Annotated in this window: 19 protein-coding genes and 1 tRNA gene; 7 read left to right on the top strand and 13 right to left on the bottom strand. The window is 26.8% G+C overall.

Annotation, left to right across the window (positions count from 1 at the left end; translation table 11 throughout):
• Positions 1 to 14: 14 nt before the first annotated feature.
• The 5 genes from rpsG to X274_RS04885 all read right to left on the bottom strand — a co-directional run bounded on the left by rpsG (position 15) and on the right by X274_RS04885 (position 4273).
• Complete coding sequence (rpsG, locus tag X274_RS04865) at positions 15 to 482, bottom strand: 30S ribosomal protein S7 (protein ID WP_047265690.1); 468 nt, start codon at positions 480 to 482, stop codon at positions 15 to 17.
• A gap of 12 nt (positions 483 to 494) precedes the next feature.
• Positions 495 to 869 (bottom strand): 30S ribosomal protein S12, encoded by a 375-nt coding sequence (gene rpsL / locus X274_RS04870; protein ID WP_047265792.1) that lies wholly within the window; start codon positions 867 to 869, stop codon positions 495 to 497.
• A 317-nt stretch (positions 870 to 1186) separates the two neighbouring features.
• Positions 1187 to 2374 (bottom strand): vWA domain-containing protein, encoded by a 1188-nt coding sequence (locus X274_RS04875; protein ID WP_047265691.1) that lies wholly within the window; start codon positions 2372 to 2374, stop codon positions 1187 to 1189.
• Entirely contained in the window at positions 2362 to 2931 is a 570-nt protein-coding gene (locus X274_RS04880; protein ID WP_047265692.1) for a hypothetical protein, read from the bottom strand. Before X274_RS04880 ends, X274_RS04875 begins: the two co-directional genes overlap by 13 nt.
• Positions 2918 to 4273: an MFS transporter gene (locus X274_RS04885; RefSeq protein ID WP_047265693.1), complete on the bottom strand. Its 1356-nt coding sequence runs from the start codon at positions 4271 to 4273 to the stop codon at positions 2918 to 2920. The genes X274_RS04880 and X274_RS04885 overlap by 14 nt, the downstream gene beginning before the upstream one ends.
• A 263-nt stretch (positions 4274 to 4536) precedes the next feature.
• Between X274_RS04885 and pulA the strand changes: the two genes are divergently transcribed.
• Positions 4537 to 7131, top strand: a complete 2595-nt coding sequence (pulA, locus tag X274_RS04890) for a type I pullulanase (RefSeq protein ID WP_084822635.1) — start codon at positions 4537 to 4539, stop codon at positions 7129 to 7131.
• A gap of 98 nt (positions 7132 to 7229) precedes the next feature.
• On the opposite strand, the gene X274_RS11515 is transcribed toward pulA, so the two are convergent.
• Both X274_RS11515 and X274_RS04900 read right to left on the bottom strand, forming a co-directional pair.
• Positions 7230 to 8621, bottom strand: coding sequence for an MASE3 domain-containing protein (locus tag X274_RS11515; protein WP_052913178.1), 1392 nt, complete (start codon positions 8619 to 8621; stop codon positions 7230 to 7232).
• Positions 8622 to 8932: 311 nt separating this feature from the next.
• Positions 8933 to 9007, bottom strand: a tRNA-Gln gene (locus X274_RS04900).
• A gap of 108 nt (positions 9008 to 9115) precedes the next feature.
• Here X274_RS04900 and X274_RS04905 point away from each other — a divergent pair.
• The 6 genes from X274_RS04905 to X274_RS04930 all read left to right on the top strand — a co-directional run bounded on the left by X274_RS04905 (position 9116) and on the right by X274_RS04930 (position 17472).
• Positions 9116 to 10771 carry a nucleoside kinase gene (locus X274_RS04905; protein WP_084822637.1) on the top strand — a complete coding sequence of 552 codons (1656 nt, stop codon included), beginning with the start codon at positions 9116 to 9118 and terminating at the stop codon, positions 10769 to 10771.
• Between the two features lie 44 nt (positions 10772 to 10815).
• Positions 10816 to 12063: a S41 family peptidase gene (locus tag X274_RS04910; protein WP_084822638.1), complete on the top strand. Its 1248-nt coding sequence runs from the start codon at positions 10816 to 10818 to the stop codon at positions 12061 to 12063.
• On the top strand, positions 12064 to 12759 hold the full coding sequence (locus tag X274_RS04915; RefSeq protein WP_047265694.1) for a hypothetical protein: 696 nt from the start codon (positions 12064 to 12066) through the stop codon (positions 12757 to 12759).
• Complete coding sequence (locus X274_RS04920; RefSeq protein WP_047265695.1) at positions 12759 to 13184, top strand: hypothetical protein; 426 nt, start codon at positions 12759 to 12761, stop codon at positions 13182 to 13184. Before X274_RS04915 ends, X274_RS04920 begins: the two co-directional genes overlap by 1 nt.
• A gap of 4 nt (positions 13185 to 13188) precedes the next feature.
• Positions 13189 to 15549: an efflux RND transporter permease subunit gene (locus X274_RS04925; RefSeq protein WP_047265696.1), complete on the top strand. Its 2361-nt coding sequence runs from the start codon at positions 13189 to 13191 to the stop codon at positions 15547 to 15549.
• Positions 15550 to 15786: 237 nt separating this feature from the next.
• The gene (locus tag X274_RS04930) at positions 15787 to 17472 is read left to right on the top strand and encodes a hypothetical protein (protein WP_047265697.1); all 1686 of its coding nucleotides are present in this window, start codon (positions 15787 to 15789) and stop codon (positions 17470 to 17472) included.
• Positions 17473 to 17480: 8 nt separating this feature from the next.
• Here X274_RS04930 and X274_RS04935 read toward each other — a convergent pair whose 3' ends face one another.
• From X274_RS04935 to rsxC, 6 genes are read right to left on the bottom strand one after another with little or no spacing between them, the layout of a single operon-like run.
• Positions 17481 to 17828: a (Fe-S)-binding protein gene (locus X274_RS04935; RefSeq protein ID WP_047265698.1), complete on the bottom strand. Its 348-nt coding sequence runs from the start codon at positions 17826 to 17828 to the stop codon at positions 17481 to 17483.
• Between the two features lie 13 nt (positions 17829 to 17841).
• The gene (rsxA, locus tag X274_RS04940) at positions 17842 to 18417 is read right to left on the bottom strand and encodes an electron transport complex subunit RsxA (protein WP_047265699.1); all 576 of its coding nucleotides are present in this window, start codon (positions 18415 to 18417) and stop codon (positions 17842 to 17844) included.
• On the bottom strand, positions 18414 to 19031 hold the full coding sequence (gene rsxE / locus X274_RS04945) for an electron transport complex subunit RsxE (RefSeq protein WP_047265700.1): 618 nt from the start codon (positions 19029 to 19031) through the stop codon (positions 18414 to 18416). The genes rsxA and rsxE overlap by 4 nt, the downstream gene beginning before the upstream one ends.
• Positions 19031 to 19738 (bottom strand): RnfABCDGE type electron transport complex subunit G, encoded by a 708-nt coding sequence (locus X274_RS04950; RefSeq protein WP_047265701.1) that lies wholly within the window; start codon positions 19736 to 19738, stop codon positions 19031 to 19033. Before X274_RS04950 ends, rsxE begins: the two co-directional genes overlap by 1 nt.
• Positions 19735 to 20718: an RnfABCDGE type electron transport complex subunit D gene (locus tag X274_RS04955; protein WP_047265702.1), complete on the bottom strand. Its 984-nt coding sequence runs from the start codon at positions 20716 to 20718 to the stop codon at positions 19735 to 19737. Before X274_RS04955 ends, X274_RS04950 begins: the two co-directional genes overlap by 4 nt.
• Positions 20715 to 22043 (bottom strand): electron transport complex subunit RsxC, encoded by a 1329-nt coding sequence (gene rsxC, locus X274_RS04960; RefSeq protein ID WP_047265703.1) that lies wholly within the window; start codon positions 22041 to 22043, stop codon positions 20715 to 20717. Before rsxC ends, X274_RS04955 begins: the two co-directional genes overlap by 4 nt.
• Positions 22044 to 22051 lie beyond the last annotated feature (8 nt).

A 22051-nucleotide genomic window follows, 5' to 3' on the forward strand; every position in this document is an offset into this window, starting at 1 on the left:
CCCTCCTCAATATATTACCAGCGGTAATGAGCAAAAGCTTTATTTGCTTCAGCCATTTTATGTACGTCATCTCTCTTTTTAACTGCTGCACCAACCCCATTATATGCATCTATTAATTCTTGAGCCAATTTTTCTTTCATTGGTCTTCCGGATTTTGAGCGAGCAGCTTTTACTATCCATCTTAAAGCTAAAGATATTGCCCTTTCTTCTGGCACTTCAAATGGAACCTGATATGTTGCTCCTCCAACCCTTCTTGGCCTTACTTCTATTAATGGTCTGACATTTTCTACTGCTTGATGGTACACTTCTAAAGGATCTTTTCCCAATTTTTCTTTTATTATATCAAACGCTCCATATACTATTGATTGTGCAACAGTTTTTTTACCGTCTTTCATTATTCTAACAACTAATTTAGAAACTAAAACATCATTATATATTGGATCAGGTGTTACCGGTCTTTTTGGTGCTCTTCTTCTTCTCATTTACTTACCTCCTTACTTCTTAGGTCTTTTTGTTCCGTATTTACTTCTACTCTGTTTTCTTCCTTCAACACCAGCTGTATCCAATGTTCCTCTAATAATTTTGTATCTAACACCTGGTAAGTCTTTTACCCTACCACCTCTTATTAATACATTCGAGTGTTCCTGAAGATTATGCCCTTCACCTGGAATATATGCTGTAACTTCTATTCCATTTGAAAGCCTTACCCTCGCAATTTTTCTTAAAGCTGAGTTTGGCTTTTTAGGTGTCATTGTTGAAACCCTTACACATACTCCTCTTTTTTGCGGGTTACTTTGTAAAGCTGGTGATTTTGATTTTTTCTTGATTTGTTTTCTTCCGTATCTTACAAGTTGATTTATAGTTGGCATAGTATTTTCTATTCCTCCTTTCAATATTTTAAAAAATACCAAGTGTATTTTACCTCAGGTCTTTTTAATTTTCAATTAAAAAGTTGTGATTTTTTTGTGAAGTTACGTTTATGTTAATCGAATTTCTATATTCATTTTTATGATTTTTATAAACATATGGAATTGATATATCAACCAAATCCTTTATATTAAATATTTTTATCAGTCATATATATTTTTTATAATTCTACTATATTCTATTCTACACGTTTTATAAAAAAAATGCTTTATTAATTTGTTACGATATAATACACGGTCCCGGGTGTTTTATTGCCTTATTACAAAACTATTACAGAATTTTCCCCATAAATATTTTCAGCATTACTTTTGAATTCACTATTGTGTTTTTCACTTAAAACGAATAATACTCTTCGTTTAACAATAGGTATATCTGTATAACCATCTGTAAATATTATTATACCTTCAGGCCTAACGTTTTCTTCTAAATAATTAATAGCCGGTTCAAAATCTGTATTACCTTTACCTTTAATTTCTATATTTTTCCAATCTCCTTTTCCATATTGTAAAACATTTTGTATATTATTATCAATTTGTACTATATATATTTTTGAATTATACATTCTAACTATTTTTTCTATTTCTGAAAAAAAAGCATTATACTCTTCTTCAATTATTGAACCACTTGTATCAAGTACTACCGCAATTTTTGGACCAAATTCAGTTCTCCAACCTGGTTGATTATCATATCGCCTATTAGGTCTCAATATTGTTCTATATTTTTCTATTATCATCGAACTTCCAAAAAATCTTCTAATTAAATCTTTCCAATTTTTTCTGGATTTTTTTATTATTAAAGATATGGGTACTTCTAATCCAGAAGGAATATCTCCTTTTGCTTTTTCATATGTTTCACTAATCACTTCACTTACAAGATCACTCACCACTTCTTCTATGAGTTCAAAATTTCCAAATTCTTCGTGTGAGTCAACTCTATAATCTTCCAATAATTCCAAATCAATTTTATTAGATTTTTCAAAATAATCTATAATATATTTATAATATTCTTCAACTGTTTTATTTATGTAATTAATCGGTGGTCCGATAAAAATATTTTCATTATCCGTTCCACAGCCTTCATCAAGCAATACGTTGAGCGGAATAGAAAACGCATCTAATTCTCTTATTTGTTGATTAACCGCTGCATCCATTGCTAAATTCCAGAGTTTTTTATCTTTTTTATCTTTTGATTTAATAAATATATGACCATGTATTATATGAAAAATTTCATGTTTTAAAAGAGATTTTGAAAATATTAAACCTTTTGCTCTTAATATTTTTGGATTATATATTATTTTAAATCTTCCAGATTTAGATATTGAAAGTTTTATTGTTCTTACATTAAAAGATGGTATATTATCAAAATACATTTTTAAATAATTATAAAATATACTTTCTTTTCCAAGTTCTATCCATGCTTTTTCTATTATATCATTTATATCTTCCATTTCAACACCTCTAATATTTCTAAAAGATTTATATTTCTGGAAATTCTATTTGCTATATTGTTATTGTAATATCTATAATCTTCCGTTACATCTTTTAATATTTTTATTTTTTCTTCTCTTAATATTTTAAAAAAATCTTCTGGTGTATATTTTTTTATTTCTTTCATTTCAATTTCCAGTAAATATTTTTCTTTTATATTATACTCTAAACCTTCTACATTTATAAATTCATCAAGCACTATTTCTGGATTTTCTTTTATTACATGCCTGATTTTTATAACCATTTTTTTATTAAATAAATGTTTAATATCTTTGGGAATATAATTTTCTTCTTTTTCTATTTTCTCGTGCGGAATTTCAGTATTGGCTTTATATGCAAAATTCCATTTCTTTATTAATTTATTGTTATCTTTTATTATTTGTAATCTAACCCTTTCTATCTCGTCTCTGGTATTTTTTATATACCATTGTATAATTCCTATTTTCTTTATAGATTTATCTTTTAATTTTATAGCTTCTTTTTCATTAATTGTATATTTTCTCTCAATTTCTAACATCATTTCCCTCCGCTTTTGCTCTTCTTTTTTTTGGTTTCAAAATTTTCAAGTATATTGGAAGATTTATTTCTCGTCTTTTAAACAATGTCGGATTTGATAATAACCAGCTTTTATATCTTATTGGTTTTTCATATGCTTCAACACTTGTCAGGTGCAATAAGGCATATATTCTCAATAAAAAACCTGCAAATAAGAGTATTTGAATTCCATGATATTTATCTCCTAATATATAAAAATTTCTTTCTTTTAATACATTACCAAAAAATCCCCCTATATTTGAAGCAATTATCGCTGAAATTCCAGAGATAAAAGCATATACACCTATATAACTTTCTGCTGGTTCTGAAACAGTTTCAAGCAATAAATTAAAAAACGTCAAATTTATAGCCGACCACGCAAATGCAGAAAATATACTATCGAGCAATAATAAACTTTTAAAATTATAATCAGTCATTACAAAATAAAGTAATGGAGCTATCGTAGCCAGAGTTATACCTATCATTAATATATTTTTATTTCCATATTTATCGCTCAATTTCCCATAAAACGGATATAATATTATTGTTATTAACCCTGATAATACGCTTAAATTTCCTAAAAACGTCGTATTAATGTGCAATATAGCTAATTGATAGTATGAAAAATATGGTCTGGTTAATTCTATTGAAAACGTCCATATGCCAACAAATACTAAAAATGTTTGAAATTTTTTATCTTGAAATGGTTTTTTTAAATTTATCTTAAAGGATTGTTCTGTAATTTCCGGAATTTGATGAAATAAAAAAAGAATTATTGTAACTATAGAAAAAAGCGCCACTAATGATGATACTATCAGTATTCCTGATTTTTTATCTGAAAAATCTAAAAAATGAGCATACATATATGTCGCTAAAATTCCTACTGCTGAAGCAAATACGTTTCTCATTCCAAAATATTTTCCCCTTTTTTCAAAAGGTACTAATTCCCTCATAGAAGTTGTCCATATGCTGCTAATAAATGTTCCAAATAATGAATATACAAGCATTATGCTTACAAAAACCCATGATTTTGTTATATTGAAAAATATTGCAACTGGAAGAAAAACTAAAGAGCCCCGTCCTATTATAGAAACAATCATTAAACTTTTTTTTCTTCCATTAAAAAGCTTATACCAAAAAGGAGTAAAGATTTGAAACATCTGTGAAAAAACAGGAAAAGATGAAACAATGGAAATCTGAAAAGGATTCGCATTGAAATATAATGCTATAGATATTATTATAAATGTTTGAGTCGCCACAAAAAAAGCATTGAAAAACATCGCTTCAATTATTGACAATTTTAAAGTTTTTGTGAGTTTAATCATTTTTTTCCTCCTTTTTACACATCATAATTATACCATATTATATGCTTTAATTATTTTATTTGCTTTAATTTTCTTTCATTATATATTTAAATTAATTTGTTATTATTAAAAGGATATTTTAACTTCTTATTGTATTTTATTGATTATAATCAATTTATATTATAATTAATTACCGTTTTTTTTATTTGTTTTAATTTTATAAACCGTTATAATAACCATGTATAAAAATATTTAATTTTAAATTTTATATAGGAGGAGATTCTATGAAAAACAGAATATTATTTTTTGCGTTATTCCTAATTTCTTCTTTAGTTTTAGCTACTTTCCCTATGTATAGTTCTGGTAAAACAGCAGAAGATTTTGGTGGAAAAACTGTTCTAATAGTTCATTATTACCGTTATGACAACAATTATGATGGTTGGAATTTATGGGTATGGCCTCATAAACCCGAGTCTTTAGAAGGACATGCATATAAATTTACCGGAAAAGATAATTTCGGACCATATGCCATTATAGTTCTGGATAAGAAATATACTGAATTAGGTTATATCATAAGATTAAACGAATGGCAGGCTAAAGATGTTGCAAAAGATAGATTTGTCAAAATACCTGAATCAGGTGTAGCCGAAATATGGGTTGTTACAAGTGTTGAAAAACCTTATTTAAATCCGAATAATATAGACATTAGTCCGAGAATTTTAAATGCTATTATGGATTCTAAAAAAGAAATTAAAGTTATTTTAACCACTCCATTTGATACAAAAAATTGGGCTGGAAAAATATCTGTTCTTGCTGAAAATAAGGAATTAAAGATTGATAAAGTTGAAAAACTAGATCCAACTGACATTTCAAAAACTACTAAAATAAAAATAATTTTAGAATCACCATTTAATGATGTCGACAAAAACGTAATAATAAAAATCAAAGGTTTTGTTGAAAAAAGTGTAATAATGAGAAATATATTAAATAATTTTTATTATAATGGCGATGATTTAGGAATTACCTATACTGATAATTATACTATTTTTAAAGTCTGGTCTCCTGTTTCAAAAAGTGCTGAGGTTTTATTATATAACGATTACAAATCACAAAAAGCTGATAAAACTTATCAAATGAAAAAAGCAAAAAATGGTGTATGGAGTATAAAGGTATCTGGCAATTTAAAAGGAAAATTTTATAAATATAGATTCTATTCTTATGGCAAATACAGAGAAACGGTAGATCCTTATTCAATAGCAGTATCCGTAAATTCCGAAAAATCTGCTATTATAGATTTAAATGATACTAATCCAAAAAATTGGGATAATGACATTAAACCTCCATTTATTAATCCTGAAGATGCTATTATTTATGAAATACATGTTAAAGATTTTACTATAAATAAAAATTCTGGTGTGGATGAAAAATATCGCGGTAAATATTTAGGATTAGTTCAGGAAAATACTCAAACTCCAGATGGTATAAAAACAGGACTATCTCATCTGAAAGAGTTAGGTGTAACTCACGTTCATATTATGCCTATACAGGATATTTATTTCATAGATGAAACTAAATTTAAAGAGCAGTATGGTTGGGGATATGACCCAAAATTATATAATGTCCCTGATGGATTTTATTCTATAAATCCATTTGACCCAAATTCGAGAATTAAAGAAGTAAAAGAAATGGTTAAAAAATTACACGAAAATGGAATAAGAGTTATATTGGATGTGGTTTATAATCATACTGCTGTTGTAGGAGAAGGTTCGGCTTTTGATCAAACTGTTCCATATTATTATTACAGAACAGATGATGCAGGACGTTATACTAACGGTTCAGGTGTAGGGAATGAAATTGCAACTGAAAGACCTATGGTAAGAAAATTTATAGTTGATTCTGTAAAATACTGGGTTAAAGAATATCATATTGACGGATTTAGATTTGATTTAATGGGATTAATTGATAAAAAAACTATGAATGAAATAAGCACTGAATTACATAAAATTGATCCTTCCATTTTACTATACGGAGAACCGTGGACTGGTGGCGGACCTTTATTATTTGGAAAAGGCGATCAAAAAAATATGCATATTGCTATGTTTAATGATGATGTAAGAAATGCTATTAGAGGAAGTGTATTCAACGCTAAAATAAAAGGATTCGGTTTGGGCTCATTAGGTAAAGAATTGAAAATAAAAAGAGGGGTTGTAGGGTCTATTGAATACGACTCTCGTATCAGATTATGGACAGATGACCCTGAAGAAACTATAAATTATGTTTCAAATCATGATAATCACACATTATGGGATAAAAACGCTTTAGCCCTTGGATATCAACCATGGAAAGAACCTCTTCCAGAAAAAATTGAAGAAAAATTAAAGAAAGCTCAAAAATTTTCAAATGCTATAATTTTAACTTCTCAGGGAATACCTTTTTTACACGGTGGAGTTGATTTTGCAAGAACCAAAATGGGAAATGATAATCCTTATAATAAAGAATTACCGAATATAATAGATTGGTCAAGAAAAGAAAAATATTATGATATTTTTGAATATTATAAAGGATTAATAGAATTAAGAAAAGCACATCCGGCTTTTAGAATGACAGATAAAAACATGATTAAAAATAATATTAAATTTTTAGAAACTCCTAAAAAAAGAATGGTTGCATTTTTAATAAAAGATAATGCAAATGGGGATGAATGGAAGAATATTCTTATTATTTACAATGCTAATTCTTCAAAAATAAAATTTAATCTTCCTTCTGGCATATGGAATGTTGTTGTAAATGATAAAAAAGCTGGAAACACTGTAATTAAAACTGTTGAAAATTCTATTACATTGCAAGCATTATCTGCTTATGTATTATATCAAAAATAATAAAAAGCCGCATAACGCGGCTTTTTATTAACATTATGTTTCTAGATCAAAGCTTAAAAAGTTGCAATAAACAAAAACTATATTAAAGTCAAGCCAATTCATTTCTTTATAGGTATTTTTATTTCAAATATTGTCCCTTTACCTTTTTTGCTATAAACCTGTAAATCTCCATCCATTTTTTTTATTAAAAAAGAAACAACTGTCAATCCTATACCTGTTCCTGGTTTTTCTCCTCTAATAAATGGTTCGAAAATTTTATCCTTTATTTCCGGATTTATTCCAATACCTGTATCAGCAACTTTTATAATCAAATAAGAATTTGTTCTCTTTATTGCTAAAAATACATGCCCTTTTTCTGTATATTTAAATGCATTGTTTAAAAGATTTGAAATTATTAAATCAATATAATTATAATAGCTATAAAATTCTATGTTTTTTTCTATTTCAATAATAAAATCTATATTTTTGTTTTTGGCAATTATTTTATAATTATGTATAATCTCCATGAATTTATCATAATCAATTTTTTCCTTTTTTATATTTTTGCATAAAGAATTATATTGCAATAAATCATATATTAAGGTGTTTATCTGATTGACAGCAGTTAATATATTTTCCAGATAAGCTTTTTTTTCTTCGACATCTTTTAATTTTTTTAATAACATTTCTGTATTTAATTTTATAATAGTTGTGGGACTTTTTAAATTATGTATTAATCCATTAAAAATATTCTTCTTTTTTTCACGCAAATCGTTTATAAACGTATTTAAAATATCTAAAGTTAAATCAAGTAATATAAAATAAGAAATAAATCTGAATAAATGCCCAAGCATATTAAAAAAACCATATACATCAACGTAAAGTGTGAAACTTAATTCTGCAGATATTGTAAATATCAACGCATAAATGTAATATTTTTTTACTTTTTGCGGAATACTCTGTTTTCCAATTAAATATATTGTAATTAATAAAATAAATACAATTATATATTCTGAAAAAATTTTAAAAGGTGTTAACCCACGACCTTCAATAAATGCATCTGGAAATACTCCAAAAAAAATCGCCATAATTCCAAAAATTCCAGAAGCATATATTATTACAGAAAATAACTTAAATATGTTCTTTTTTATATTTATAAGAAATAATCCAATAGTTTCCACCATTCTTCCCAATATCCATAATTGGGTCGGTAAATTTGCTGTAGCACCCGGAAATACGCCCATACCTTTATACGAAAGCGTATGTAATATATCTATTACAGCAACCATTGAATAAAGTATCCCTAATTTAAGCAGGAATTTATCTTTTAATATTTTATAAGAATTAACTCCTATGACAAATATAGCACCTGCTGTTATTATAGCAAATAATTCAACTATAGAATGAAAAAGTAAATAATTTTTTTTTGAAAATTGCCATAATATGATATTGATCAATATTATTGTTATGTATATATAACTTTTTTTCAAAGATAAAGAATAAATTTTCATATTTAACACCCCTATTACCATTTCATTAATATTATATCATATTTTTTTGAAATATAGGAGGTATTCTCTAAATCAAAAGAGTGTCTAAATCAATTCATTCTTAAACATTTTATGTTATCGACAAAATAGTTCTAAAAAATATAAGTAAAAAAATAGATATTGTTGTTTCCAAAACACTATAAATTTAACTTAATTTATGGTATAATTTAAATGCTTTATTGATTAAATGCTTTTTATACGCACTTATTATAAGCATTTGGATTGTATAATAGTCCCTTTTTGGTAAAAAAAAAGCCGGCTTACGCCGGCTATGGCTGGGGCGGATGGATTCGAACCACCGAATAACGGAGCCAAAATCCGCCGCCTTACCGCTTGGCCACGCCCCAATCACAGTATTTATTATATCATATTTTTCGTTTTTGTCAATACCTCTTTGTTTCTGTAAGAAAATAAGATTATTACAAAAAAATAAAGTCGCGAAAGGAGGAATAGTGTTGAGATATGAATTAAAGATAAATAATAAAATTTTTTATGCAGAAAAAGGTCAAAGATATATTGATATTATCGAAAATATCCAAAAGAATCACCCATTCCCTATTCTAGCTGTTAAACACAATAACAATATAAAGGAGTTAAATAAAGAGGTGGAGTATTCTGGAAATATTGATTTACTGGATACATCCACACTTGACGGTTTTAGAATTTATCAAAGAGGTGTTTTATTTCTTTTATATATGGCTTTAAAAGATTTATATCCAGAAGATAAGCTTTACGTTCATCACGCTATTGGAAGCGGATTATATTGTGAATTGAGAAACGGAAAACCTTCACAAAAAAAACTTGAAAATTTAAAGAAAAAAATGTTAGAATATGTTGAAAAAGATTTGCCTTTTGAAAAAACTACCATCAGCAAATTTAGAGCTATGAAAATTTTTAACAATGTTGATTTAAAGGATAAAGCTTCTTTATTTAAATACCGAAAAAAAGATAAGGTGAATATATATATATGCGATAAATATTTTAATTATTTTTACGGTTATATGCCTCCTTCAACTAAATATACTGATAAGTTCGATTTAATAAGTATAGAAGATGGTTTTGTAATAATTCATCCAACACCAGATTGTCCGGATAAACTCCCAAAATATAAGCACTATGCAAAATTGTCTTTTGCTTTCAATGAATATAAAGAATGGCTTAAGATTTTAGACGTTAGCACGGTTGGTGAATTAAACGAGTTAATTACAAAAGGTCCAAACGAAGTTATTGAATTAATAAGGGTTTCAGAAGCTTTACATGAAAAGAAATATGCTCAAATAGCTGATGAAATTATAAAGAGAAAAAATATAAAAATCGTTTTGATAGCAGGACCATCGTCTTCTGGGAAAACTACATCAGCTAAAAGGCTTGCATTGCAACTAAAGGTTAATGGGTTAAAACCAATCCCTATCTCTTTAGATGATTATTTTGTCGATAGAGAAAAAACTCCTAAAGATGAAAATGGAAATTATGATTTTGAATCAATTTATGCGTTAAATTTGGAACTTTTTAATACTCATTTGCAAAAACTTTTAAACGGTGAAGAAATAGAACTTCCTAAGTTTGATTTTGTCCACGGAAGAAGTTTGAAAAGCGGAAAAAGAATAAAAATAGATGATAATCAAATTTTAATTATAGAAGGAATACATGGGTTAAACGAAACATTAACAGAAAGTATTCCAAAAGAGTTTAAATATAAAATTTATGTTAGTGCTTTAACTCAGATGAATTTGGATTCTATGAATAGAATTACTACCACAGATACAAGATTAATAAGAAGAATTGTTAGAGATTTTAAATTCCGTGGTCATTCAGCCCTTGCAACTTTAAAAATGTGGCCCAGTGTACGTCGAGGAGAAGACAGAAATATATTTCCATATCAGGAGGAAGCTGATGTTATGTTCAATTCTAATTTAATATATGAACTTTCTGTTTTAAAAATATTTGCTGAACCATTATTGCTTTCAGTAGATAACTCTAACAAGGAGTATTCAGAAGCTAAAAGACTTTTGAAATTTTTAGATTATTTCCTACCAATTACAGAATTGGAAGAGATTCCAAAAAAATCAATTATAAGGGAATTTATAGGAAGAAGCACTTTTAAATATTAGCTTTATAAATATTAATTTAATATGTTATGAAAGGAGAGATTTTTTTGAATAGAAGATTTAAAAGTATCGTAGTGGTTTTACTCATTATATTGTCCTTTGTCTTATTATGGGCAAATACAAATCAACAAAAAGATATTGAAAAATTATTTTTAGAAAAATTCCAGAATCCAATTTATACTTTGCTTTATTATATTAACAATATTTATTATGAAAAAGATAAAGTTGATTATGATAAGGTGTTAGATTCTACGTTAAAAGGTTTAGTAGAGGGATTAAATGATCCATTCGCATGGTATTTAGATTCACAACAGGTTACGGAAAGTAAAATAGAAGAATCTGGCGAATACGGTGGTCTCGGTATTCTTGTTAGTTATGATTCTAAACTTGAGGCCATAAGGATTGTAAGTCCAATGATTGGAACTCCAGCTTATGAAGCCGGTTTACAGGCAGATGATTTAATTATAAGTGTTGATGGTTCACCTGTTTCTGAAATTGGATACATTGGTGCTGTAAATAAAATGCGAGGCGCCCCTGGAACAACTGTGCAAATAGAAGTTTTTAGAGAAGGATGGGAAGAAGCTAAGAGAATTACTTTAGTTAGAGCAAAAATAGAAACTGTTACCGCTAAATATAAAGTATTTGAAGACAATAATTTTAAAATAGGTTATATAAAACTTACAAATTTTGCTGAAAAAAGCGCTTCTGAAATGCAAAAAGCTTTAAAGGCTATAAAAAGAAAAAATGTGGATGGAATTATTCTTGATTTAAGAAATAATCCCGGTGGTTTTTTAAACGTTGCTATAGATATTGCAAGTATGTTTATTAAAGATAAAACTATAGTTACTGTAAGATATTTCGATGGTTCTGAAGAAGTTATAAAACCAAAAACTTATGAGCATTTTGATTTTCTTGATAAATTGCCCATTGTTTTGTTGGTAAATAAATCTTCCGCTTCTGCTTCAGAAATTTTAACAGGTGCATTAAAAGATAATAAGATAGCCACCGTTGTTGGAAAAACAACTTACGGTAAAGCTGCTGTTCAAAGACCTATACCTCTGGAGAATGGTGGCGAAGTATGGTTGCCAATTGGACATTATTTTACTCCTAATGGCAATGATATACATTTAAAAGGTATAAAACCAGATATTGAAGTGGATAATCCAAAAAAAGAAATCAAAAATGTTGAACAATTAGAAGCTAAAAATACCACAACATTTGAAGCAGTTATTGATTTAAATAATGATTTACAATTATTAAAAGCCATTGAAATTTTGAAGGCGGGAGGAAAATAAATGAGAATATATGGGATGGTAATAGTTTTTTCTATTACCATTCTTTTATTAAGCATTATAACGTATTTTTTATTTGGAATGAATGAAACTAAAATTATCATAAGAGAGGCTATTCCAACTTTTTCAGCAAATAATTATCACAACGAAATAAAAGATAATATCATTTCTATGATTAAAGATTCAAAAAATCTTTCAAAGATTTTCTTCATTATTAAAGATTTAGGTGTCTTTATAGGAAAAATTCATATTAATTATTCCAATAATCATGTTTTTATAGCGGTGGTTAATAACGAAATATATGATGAATTAAAGACTACTTTAAAATCCTTTGATTCTTCTTTAATGGAATATAAGGAAAATTTAAGTTTTTATGGACTTCGATTAAATAAAAAAATTTCATATTCAAAAAATTTCACTTTAATTAATTACCCAACTATAGCAATATTGGATTTATCAAAATTATCTTTAAAAGAATTGAGTTTTTTAAAGTTAAAGTATTTTGTGATGGATGAAGATACATATAAACCATATTCTTTTAAAACAGAAATATTAGAAAAATTAAAAAAAGAAAATGGTATTATTTTAGATATTAACATTCTAAATAATCCTGGTGTAAAACCTTTACTGGATGTATTTGTTGAACTGGGAATAAATGTCATTTATGATATGAAAGTCTATACTGGAGGAATTCACTGATGTTTAATAATATTTTTAAAATCATTTTTTTGCCTCATAAAATTAAAACTGTACATTATGATACTATTTTTGTTGGTATTATTATTCTATTTTATTTTTGGTTTTCTCCAATGTTTAGATATGCTTCCTTATATACTTTTTTCGTGAAAAGTATTTTTCTAATCTTTTTTATATTTATCAATAATGTTTTAAGAGCTTTTTTTTATCCTATAAAGTATTTCAGAATAATTTTTCCATATTATATGCTTTCACTTTCACCACTTTTATTACTGGGTTTTTTTTCTTTTTTTAATTATTATTTTTTAGTACCATTTTTATGGATAGAATTATTAAAAGGATATAAAGATTTTAAAAATAAAAATTATATTTCTTTATTCATTGGCACTATAATAGATACTTTTATTTACATTCTGCTATGGAGATGAAATAATGAAAAAAAGATACCTGCTAATTTCAGAATTTTTAACGAAAAACTATAAATGGATTTTATTAATATTCTTTATACTATCAATTAGTTTTATTTATAATTTAAAAAACTTAAAAATAAACTCAGATCTTTTAGAATTGCTTCCTAAAGATGACCCCGTTGTTATTTCATACAGAAATGAAGTAAAATATCAATCTGAATCCGAAGTAATGATTGTTGCATTCTATATAAATAAAAATATAGATTACAAAAAATTGGCTTTAGCCTTTTATGATAGAATGAAAAAAATACCTGAATTTAAAGATTTAGCTAAAACTGATGTATCTTTATTACTATCTTATGGTTTTCTAAATGTTTCAAATTCAAAATTAATTGATGAACTCATGAAAAATATTAAAGATACTTTTCATGCTTTTTCAGATATAAATCCTTATGATTTTAAATCTTTTGAATATATAAACAATACTATATATTTATTAAATAAATTGGATAAAAATTTTGAAAAATCAAGGGAATCTGATCCAATGCTGGGATATTATACTTTATCTCCTGACAAAAATATAATGGTTATGGGAGTAACATTTAAAGAGCCAACTTCAAACTTGCAATTTGTAAATAAAATAATACCTAAAGTAAAAAAAATTCTTTCCGATCTAAATAAAATTTATTCTATAAAAACCGGATTAACTGGGGCTTATATATATACTTATGAAGCAAATAAAACCGTATCTTTTGATTTTTCAATTACTACTTATTTATCTATTGTTTTGATTATTATAATTTTTTATATAACTTTTGGTAGTTTAATTACTACAATACTCGTTTTTATTACTTTAGTAATTTCTGTTGGTATAACTTTAGGCTTATCAGCACTTATTTTTAAAGAACTTAATATCTTAACTTCATTTGTTGCAGCGATAACTCTTGGGTTGGGGATAGATTATGGTATCCATATAACAAGTCGTTTAATTACAGAATTCAAAGAGAGAAAGAATTACATTGAAGCACTTGCTATTACATATGAAACTGTGTTAATACCTGTAATTTTTGGAGTGCTTACTACAATTTTTGTTTTTTTGTCGTTAATTTTTATGAAATTACCAGCTTTTACAGAAATGGCTTTAATTAGCAGTATTGGACTATTCGTATTTTCTCTGGTAATGGTATTTATTACACCTATTACGTTTTACCCTTTTAGAAATATTATTCTTAAAACATATAGAGAAAATAAAATCAATATATGGTTTCAAAGACTCGGCATCTGGATACCAAAAAAAAGTCGTTTGATTTTACCCATTATAACTGTATTTGTTCTATTCTTTTCAGTTTTTGGAATAATTAATTTTGCCAATTTTTCTTATACTCCTCCTGGATTAGCTCCAACGAATTCAGAAAGCACAATAGTTTTTAAGGATATAGCCAGTCATTTTGGAACATCCTTATTTAATGAAATGAAATTTATTATTGGAATTGACGAGGATTCAAAAGAAATAATTGATGAATTAAAAAAGTCTCCATATATTTCAAAAATTGAAAGTTATCTGGATATATTAAAAAAACAACTCGGGGATTTTGAAAAATTAAAAATTAAAACCAGAGAAATTTCTGAATTAGTCAATGATCCTTTTTCTGTAGCTGTATTAAAAAAATATAATATATACTCTGAAACATTAAAAATCATTGATTTAGCTTCAAAATCAAAAAATGAAAAAGATTTTATTTTAGGAATAACTGAGTTAATACCTGAAAATTTAAGAAAAAATATTCTTATCAATGAAGCTGGGAAGGATTATTTTATTATATATATAACCCCTTCTATTAATCTAAACAAAAATAATGGAATGAAATATTTCTTTGACTCATTAAATAAAAAGTATTTAAATAGATTTTTAGGAAATCAAAAAGCTATATATAAATTGATGTATATAATAGAAAATAGATTTTATTATGTCATTTTATTTTCAATTTTTACAATAGGATTTCTAACATATTTTTCAAGAAAATCATTTAAAGAAACACTTGTTGCTATTTTCGGCCTACTTTTTGCTAATCTGACTACCTTTGGAATTATTTACTTTTTTGATATTAATGCAACATTCTTAACTATAATTTCATTACCTTTAATATTTGGAATAGGTGTTGATGGCTATATACATATTTTTCATGCAATCGATGAAGATAAGGTTCATTACTGGCATACATTAAAGGCAACATCACTTTCATTTTTAACAACCATTTCATCTTTTATTACCTTTCAACTATCAAGAGGAGAACTGCTTAAACAATTCAGTTTAACTATGGTTTTAGGCATTTTTATTGTATGGATTTTAACTGTTTTATTAATACCTGCATTAAAAAAATGAAATTTACATTACTCGGCTTTTTGTTACGTTTGAAAATTCACAATTAATATTTAAGTATTGAAAAGTAACATTTATTTTTGTATACTATTGATGTAAAAAGAAAATCCCCCTATCCCCCCCTGAAATAGATGGATAGACATTTAGCGGATCCGCTGGATCCGTTTTTTTTATATTATAAGCTATTATGATATAATATAATAAAAGTTTTAATAAAAGTTTTTATGCTGGAGTGATTTAATGAAAAAATATACTATATTCTTAATACTAAATTTTTTAGCTATAATTACTACTTTTATTGTTTTTGTATTTTCTATAAAATATAATATTGAAAATTATGAGCAAATCAAAGATATTAATTATTTAAAAAATGTTATAATTGCTATTGATAATAATTTAAAAGAAAATATATTCCATTATGTAAAATATAACCATATTTTGCTTAAACCTTTTAAATTAATATTGTATAAAAACAATAAAATTGTTTTTTCCGATTTTGAAAATCCAGATAATAAAGATTTTTATTTCAATAATATTGAAATTGGAAATGATTTATACTCTTATGGTTATGATTTATCAGAATATGTAAAATATATCAATAATTTCTTCGATTCTTTAATATTTTTAGAATATAACAACAAATTTTATCCAGAGTCTTTACCTAATACCAACTATAAAAAATTGAAACTTAATGATATTTATTTTTACATTATTTTCAATAAGAATTTTACTACTCTACTTGATCAGGAATTACCCATTTTTATAACTATAAACATTTTATTATTCTCTCTATTATTATTTTTAATATATAAAATTTTTGCTCTGTCAAATAAAGAACTAAATAATTTATTTTTATTTCTTGAAAATAATGAAAATATAGAATTAAAAACCAAAGAAGGAATTTTTTTAAAAGAAAAAATCAAACATATTATTAATGAATCAAAAAACAAAAAGAAAGAAGTAGAAGAGTTAAAGACAGAAATTAAAAAAATTAATACTAATCATAATAATCTAATAAATGAATTCATTTTTTATATAAATACACCTCTTCAAACACTTATTAATTCAATTAGTTTAAATTTATCAGAAGATATTGAAAAAAAGATTATTACTAATATTATTTCAGAAATAAATATTATTATAAACAAATTTAAAACTATATTTTATCATGAATATAATGTCAGCAATCAAAATTTCTTTGAATTTTTTGATATAAATGAGTTTCACAGTAATCTAATTTATTTTTTATCCATCTATATAGATAAAAATGATATCACTGTAGAAAAAGAAATAAATACAAAAAATAAATTTGTTTTTACGAATAAAAATAAGCTATATAAAGTAATATACGAAATATTACTTTTAATTTTTATGGATAAAAGTGGTGGAAGAATAAATATTCTTTATACTTCAACTGATAATTTTTTAGAAATAAAAATTATAGATAATGATAATATATTCAATGATTATATTTTATTATTAAATAATAAATCATTGTTTGATAAATCAAATATGGAATCATATAAGATCGAATCTATATTAAAATATATTGATGATTTAAACGGAAAGATTTTTTTAACTCAAAGTGCTTCTAATTCTATTATTAAAATTGAAATCCCTATTGATATTAATGAATTCATAATAAATTTTGATTTCAATGCATTAAAATCTTTGTATTTAGCCAAATTAATTGAGAAAAAGTATACTATTAATCAGGCAGAAAAATACCTATATGAATTTTTATCAATATATGTCGATGTTTTAAAAAATCCTCAGAATGATACTTTGAACGATTTAATTGCTGTTTTAGAAAAAAATGATTTTTATTTATTAACAAATTGGTTAAAATTCATATTGAAATATCCTGATAATAAGAATATTGTACAATTCAAAAATTTATTAATAAAAAAATTGGAGAGCTTATAGCTCTCCAATTAAAATTTTTCTTTAATTTTATCTGGATCCTCATTTATTTCTTCCCAAATTTTTCTTAATTCATCATCAGACATTTTAGATAATCTGGCTAATTTTTCAGGAACTCCCTGTCTTTTCCCTGGCAAACAACCTTCTGGTTTTACATCACCATTCACAAATCCTTTAGCAAAACCAGAACATCCTGGATAACCACATGCACCACAATTTATCCCTGGTAATAAATTTTCTGCAAAAATAACTCTAACATCTTCTTTAACCTCAAACTTTTTTTCAGCAAATGCTAAAAATGTTCCAGATAAAAAGCCAAGTACTGAGAGAAGTATTATTGTATTTATAATAACAGACATTAAAATTCCTCCCTTATATTTTTATGAGACCAGAAAATCCCATAAAAGCCATTGATAATAATCCAGCAGTAATAAGAGCTATAGCCGTTCCTTTAAAAGGCTCTGGTATCTCATAATAGTCCATTCTTTCTCTGATAGCAGAGAAAATAATCAAGGCCATAGCAAAACCTAAACCTGCACCAAGTGAATTTACAATTGTTTCTATTAATGAGTAGTTATATATAACATTTAGTAATGCCAATCCTAAAATTGCACAATTAGTTGTTATTAATGGAAGATATATACCCAATGCTTCATACAAATTAGGAGAAACCTTTTTTATATAAAATTCTATAAATTGAACTAATGTTGCTATTACAAGAATAAATACAATTGTAGTCAAAAATTCTAATCCCATTTTTACAAGCAATAAATTTAGAAACCATGTTATAGTACTTGAAACTACCATAACAAAAATAACAGCCATCGACATACCTGATGCTGAACTTATCTTTTTTGATACTCCCAAAAATGGACATATTCCTAAAAATCTAGATAATACAAAATTATTTACTAATATTGCTGATAAAAATATAAAAAATAATCTCATCTTCTTTCACCAGCCTTTACTCTATTTCTTTTATAAATTCCAATTGAATTGAACATTGCTAATAATACACCTAATACTAAAAATGCTCCTGGTGGAAGAATCATTACATATAATTTCATGGCATCTCCCCAAACAGGTAATCCAAACACTGTTCCGTTCCCTAACAATTCTCTAACCGAACCTAATAACACTAAAGCACCTGTGAATCCCAAACCCATCCCCAATGCATCATATATGGAATCTAAAACACCATTTTTTGATGCAAATGATTCTGCACGACCTAAAATTATACAGTTAACAACTATTAACGGTATAAATAATCCCAATGTTTTCCATAATTCATATGTATACCCGTGCATCAATATATCAACTATTGTAACAAAAGATGCTATTACAACTATATATACAGGTATTCTTATGTTTTTAGGTACCCATTTTTTTATTGAAGAAACAACTATATTTGACATAATCAATACTGCTAATGTTGCTAATCCCATACCTAATGCATTTTCTGCATTTGTAGTTGTTGCAAGTGTAGGACACATACCCAATACCTGTACAAATATAGGATTTTGCTGAAATAATCCTACTTTTAAATTTTTTATATTAGCCATTATTGAATCACCCCTTTGGATTTGAGGTATTCGAATCCTGTATTTATTGAATCAGCAACAGCCCTTGGAGTAATTGTTGCCCCTGTCATCACATCGCTTGTCTGAACTATTCCTTCTTTTTTTCCATTTTTTATTTGTTCTGGTGTTGTTAAAAGGACCCCTGCATCTTTGTTAACTTTCACCCCGTTAACAAGGCCTTTGTAATCAATTGGATAAAATCTTTCTTTTACATTATCCTGAGAAATGTTGGCTCCTAATCCTGGTGTTTCCTGGGAATAAGAAACCACTTCCAAATTATTAAAATATAATTCTTTTTTGTCTTTTACAAAGGAAATAACTGATATTACTTCTCCACCAAACCCTACTCCTGAAACTGTCAAAATATATATTTCTTTCCCTTCACTATTTACATATTTATATGCTGGCGAATATACTTTTGTACTTGCATCTAAATATAAAACCCCTGTTTCATTAGAATCCCAAATCGAACTATTTAACTGCTTTAAACTTTTAGGTATTTCACTCTTAGAAATTAATAAATTTCCTGTTTTTGAATCAATTAAAACTTTTTTTATTGCTTTTAATTTTGCCTCTAATTCAGAATTATCTATAGCAGGTTTTGCAAAAACATACACTATAGATACTACTAATCCGGAGATTATAATAAATAACATCAATATCAATCCAGTTTTTATATATTCTTTCATTTTTTACCACCTCTTACAGTTCCAAAAATACGTGGTTTAGCATAAATATCAATCAACGGAACAAGGGAATTCATAATTAAAATAGAAAAAGAAACACCTTCTGGATATCCTCCAAAAAGTCTGATTATCATTGTTATAAAACCCAAACCTACACCGAAAATAATATGTCCTTTAACAGTCATTGGACTTGTAACCATATCTGTAGCCATGAATAATGCCCCTAACATCAATCCACCACTTAATATATGGAATAAAGGAGAAGCATATTTTGAAGGATCTATCATATAAAAAATACCAGAAATAATAAATACTGTAGAAATATATGTGATTGGAATCCAGATTTTTATTCTTTTTCTAATCACTAAATATATAAAACCTATTATTAAAGCTATAGCACTTACTTCTCCTATCGACCCCGGTACTGTTCCAATAAATAAACTTTTTAAATTAATAGCATAATCTGGATTATTATATAAAGCTTCAATTCCATGCTCTTTTAATATAGCTAATGGAGTTGCAGTTGTTATTGTATCATATTTAAAATAAAACGGTCTATACCATGTTGTCATAGCGACTGGAAACGAAATTAACATAAATACTCTTCCAACTAAAGCAGGATTAAAAATATTTTTTCCTAATCCACCATAAACATGTTTTCCTAATCCAATTGCCACTAAAACTCCTATAAATATTTGCCACCAATTCACTGCTAAACTCAAATTCATAGCTAATAAAAGACCTGTTACCGATGCACTAAAATCTGGTTTGAAATTTTTTTGTTTCCTTAAAACTTTCATTATAAATATTTCCATACCTTCTGCTAAAATCATTGTATATAACATTATCCATACAGCCCTGAATCCAAATACCCATGCTGATACTAAAAATGATGGTATGAGGGCAATTAGCACATCTAACATTACACTTCTAACATTATCTTTTGTTCTTAAATGTGGAGCTGCCGCTATGTTCAATTTCACTTTTTAGCCCTCCCTTTTAAAGCTCTTGCTACTTTTTTCCCGGTTTTAAAGTTTTTCACCAATTCTATACCTGCAGGACAGGCATATGAACATGAACCACATTCTATACAATCCATCAAACCATATTCCATTGCTTTATCATACTCTCTTTTTTCGACTTGTAATTTTAATAAATAAGGCATTAAATTTATAGGACAAACCTGTACACATTTTGAACATCTAATACATGGAAAACTTTCTTTTTTAGGCACAATGTCTTTCGTTAACACTGTTAATGCATTATTCCCTTTAAATGTTGGTAATTCAATATCAGGAAGAGGGATTCCCATCATTGGACCACCATATAATATTCTATCTATTTTTTCTTCTTCAACCAATCCAACATGATCTAATAAATCTTTAACCTTTGTTCCTATCCTATATATAAAGTTGCCAGGATTTTTTACTCCTTCACCAGTTAATGTTATTCCTCTTTCTACCAACGGTTTTCCATGCTCTACGGCTTCATATATAACATATGTTGTTGATACATTAAATACTATTACTCCAACATCTAAAGGCAATCCGCCAGAAGGTACTTCTTTTTTAGTTATTGCATAAATCAATTGTTTTTCAGCACCTTGAGGATATTTTGTTTTTAATACTTTTACCTCTATTGGCTCCCCTGACACAGCTTCTTTCATTTTTTCAATTGCTTCTGGTTTATTGCTTTCAATTCCTATATAAGCCTTTTTCACACCTGTTGCATGCATTATTATTTTTATTCCTTTTACAATTTCAGAGGATTTCTCTATCATCATTCTATTGTCTATTGTTATATAAGGTTCACATTCTGCTGCATTAATTATTAAATACTCTGCTTTTTTACCTTTTGGGATAGACATTTTTACATGTGAAGGGAACATTGCTCCACCTAACCCAACTATTCCCGCTTCTTTTACTATATTTACTATCTCTTCAGGAGTTTTTTTTGTATAATCTCCATGCTCTGGAATTAAATCCCATTCATCATCTCCAGTTCTCTGGATTACCACTACATCGTTTCTTGTTCCAGTTGCGGCATTTGTCATTTTCACTATTTCTATAACTTCTCCAGTTATAGTTGAATGAATATTTGCGGATATAAACCCATTTGCTTCACCTATTTTTTGACCTGTTTTTACCTTTTGCCCTGGTTCTACTATAATTTTCGCTGGAGTGCCAAGATGATTTGTCGTATAAATGTATACTTTTTCAGGCAATGGCAGAATTTTAATTTGTTTATGTTCTGCCAGCTCTTTTTTTTCTGGCGGATGTACTCCACCTTTAAAAGTTAATAACGCCATTTCCTTCC

Origin of the sequence: Marinitoga sp. 1155, assembly GCF_001021175.1 — a bacterium.
Lineage (GTDB): Bacteria > Thermotogota > Thermotogae > Petrotogales > Petrotogaceae > Marinitoga.

Excerpts from the sequence above, each read along its gene's own strand:
- X274_RS04915 (WP_047265694.1), top strand. The coding sequence starts at position 12,064 with ATGAGAATATATGGGATGGTAATAGTTTTTTCTATTACCATTCTTTTA.
- X274_RS04920 (WP_047265695.1), top strand. The coding sequence starts at position 12,759 with ATGTTTAATAATATTTTTAAAATCATTTTTTTGCCTCATAAAATTAAA.
- X274_RS04925 (WP_047265696.1), top strand. The coding sequence starts at position 13,189 with ATGAAAAAAAGATACCTGCTAATTTCAGAATTTTTAACGAAAAACTAT.
- X274_RS04880 (WP_047265692.1), bottom strand. The coding sequence starts at position 2,931 with ATGTTAGAAATTGAGAGAAAATATACAATTAATGAAAAAGAAGCTATA.
- X274_RS04950 (WP_047265701.1), bottom strand. The coding sequence starts at position 19,738 with ATGAAAGAATATATAAAAACTGGATTGATATTGATGTTATTTATTATA.
- rpsG (WP_047265690.1), bottom strand. The coding sequence starts at position 482 with ATGAGAAGAAGAAGAGCACCAAAAAGACCGGTAACACCTGATCCAATA.
- rsxA (WP_047265699.1), bottom strand. The coding sequence starts at position 18,417 with ATGAGATTATTTTTTATATTTTTATCAGCAATATTAGTAAATAATTTT.
- X274_RS11515 (WP_052913178.1), bottom strand. The coding sequence starts at position 8,621 with ATGAAAATTTATTCTTTATCTTTGAAAAAAAGTTATATATACATAACA.
- rsxE (WP_047265700.1), bottom strand. The coding sequence starts at position 19,031 with ATGGCTAATATAAAAAATTTAAAAGTAGGATTATTTCAGCAAAATCCT.
- X274_RS04935 (WP_047265698.1), bottom strand. The coding sequence starts at position 17,828 with ATGTCTGTTATTATAAATACAATAATACTTCTCTCAGTACTTGGCTTT.
- rpsL (WP_047265792.1), bottom strand. The coding sequence starts at position 869 with ATGCCAACTATAAATCAACTTGTAAGATACGGAAGAAAACAAATCAAG.
- X274_RS04930 (WP_047265697.1), top strand. The coding sequence starts at position 15,787 with ATGAAAAAATATACTATATTCTTAATACTAAATTTTTTAGCTATAATT.
- X274_RS04885 (WP_047265693.1), bottom strand. The coding sequence starts at position 4,273 with ATGATTAAACTCACAAAAACTTTAAAATTGTCAATAATTGAAGCGATG.
- X274_RS04875 (WP_047265691.1), bottom strand. The coding sequence starts at position 2,374 with ATGGAAGATATAAATGATATAATAGAAAAAGCATGGATAGAACTTGGA.
- pulA (WP_084822635.1), top strand. The coding sequence starts at position 4,537 with ATGAAAAACAGAATATTATTTTTTGCGTTATTCCTAATTTCTTCTTTA.
- rsxC (WP_047265703.1), bottom strand. The coding sequence starts at position 22,043 with ATGGCGTTATTAACTTTTAAAGGTGGAGTACATCCGCCAGAAAAAAAA.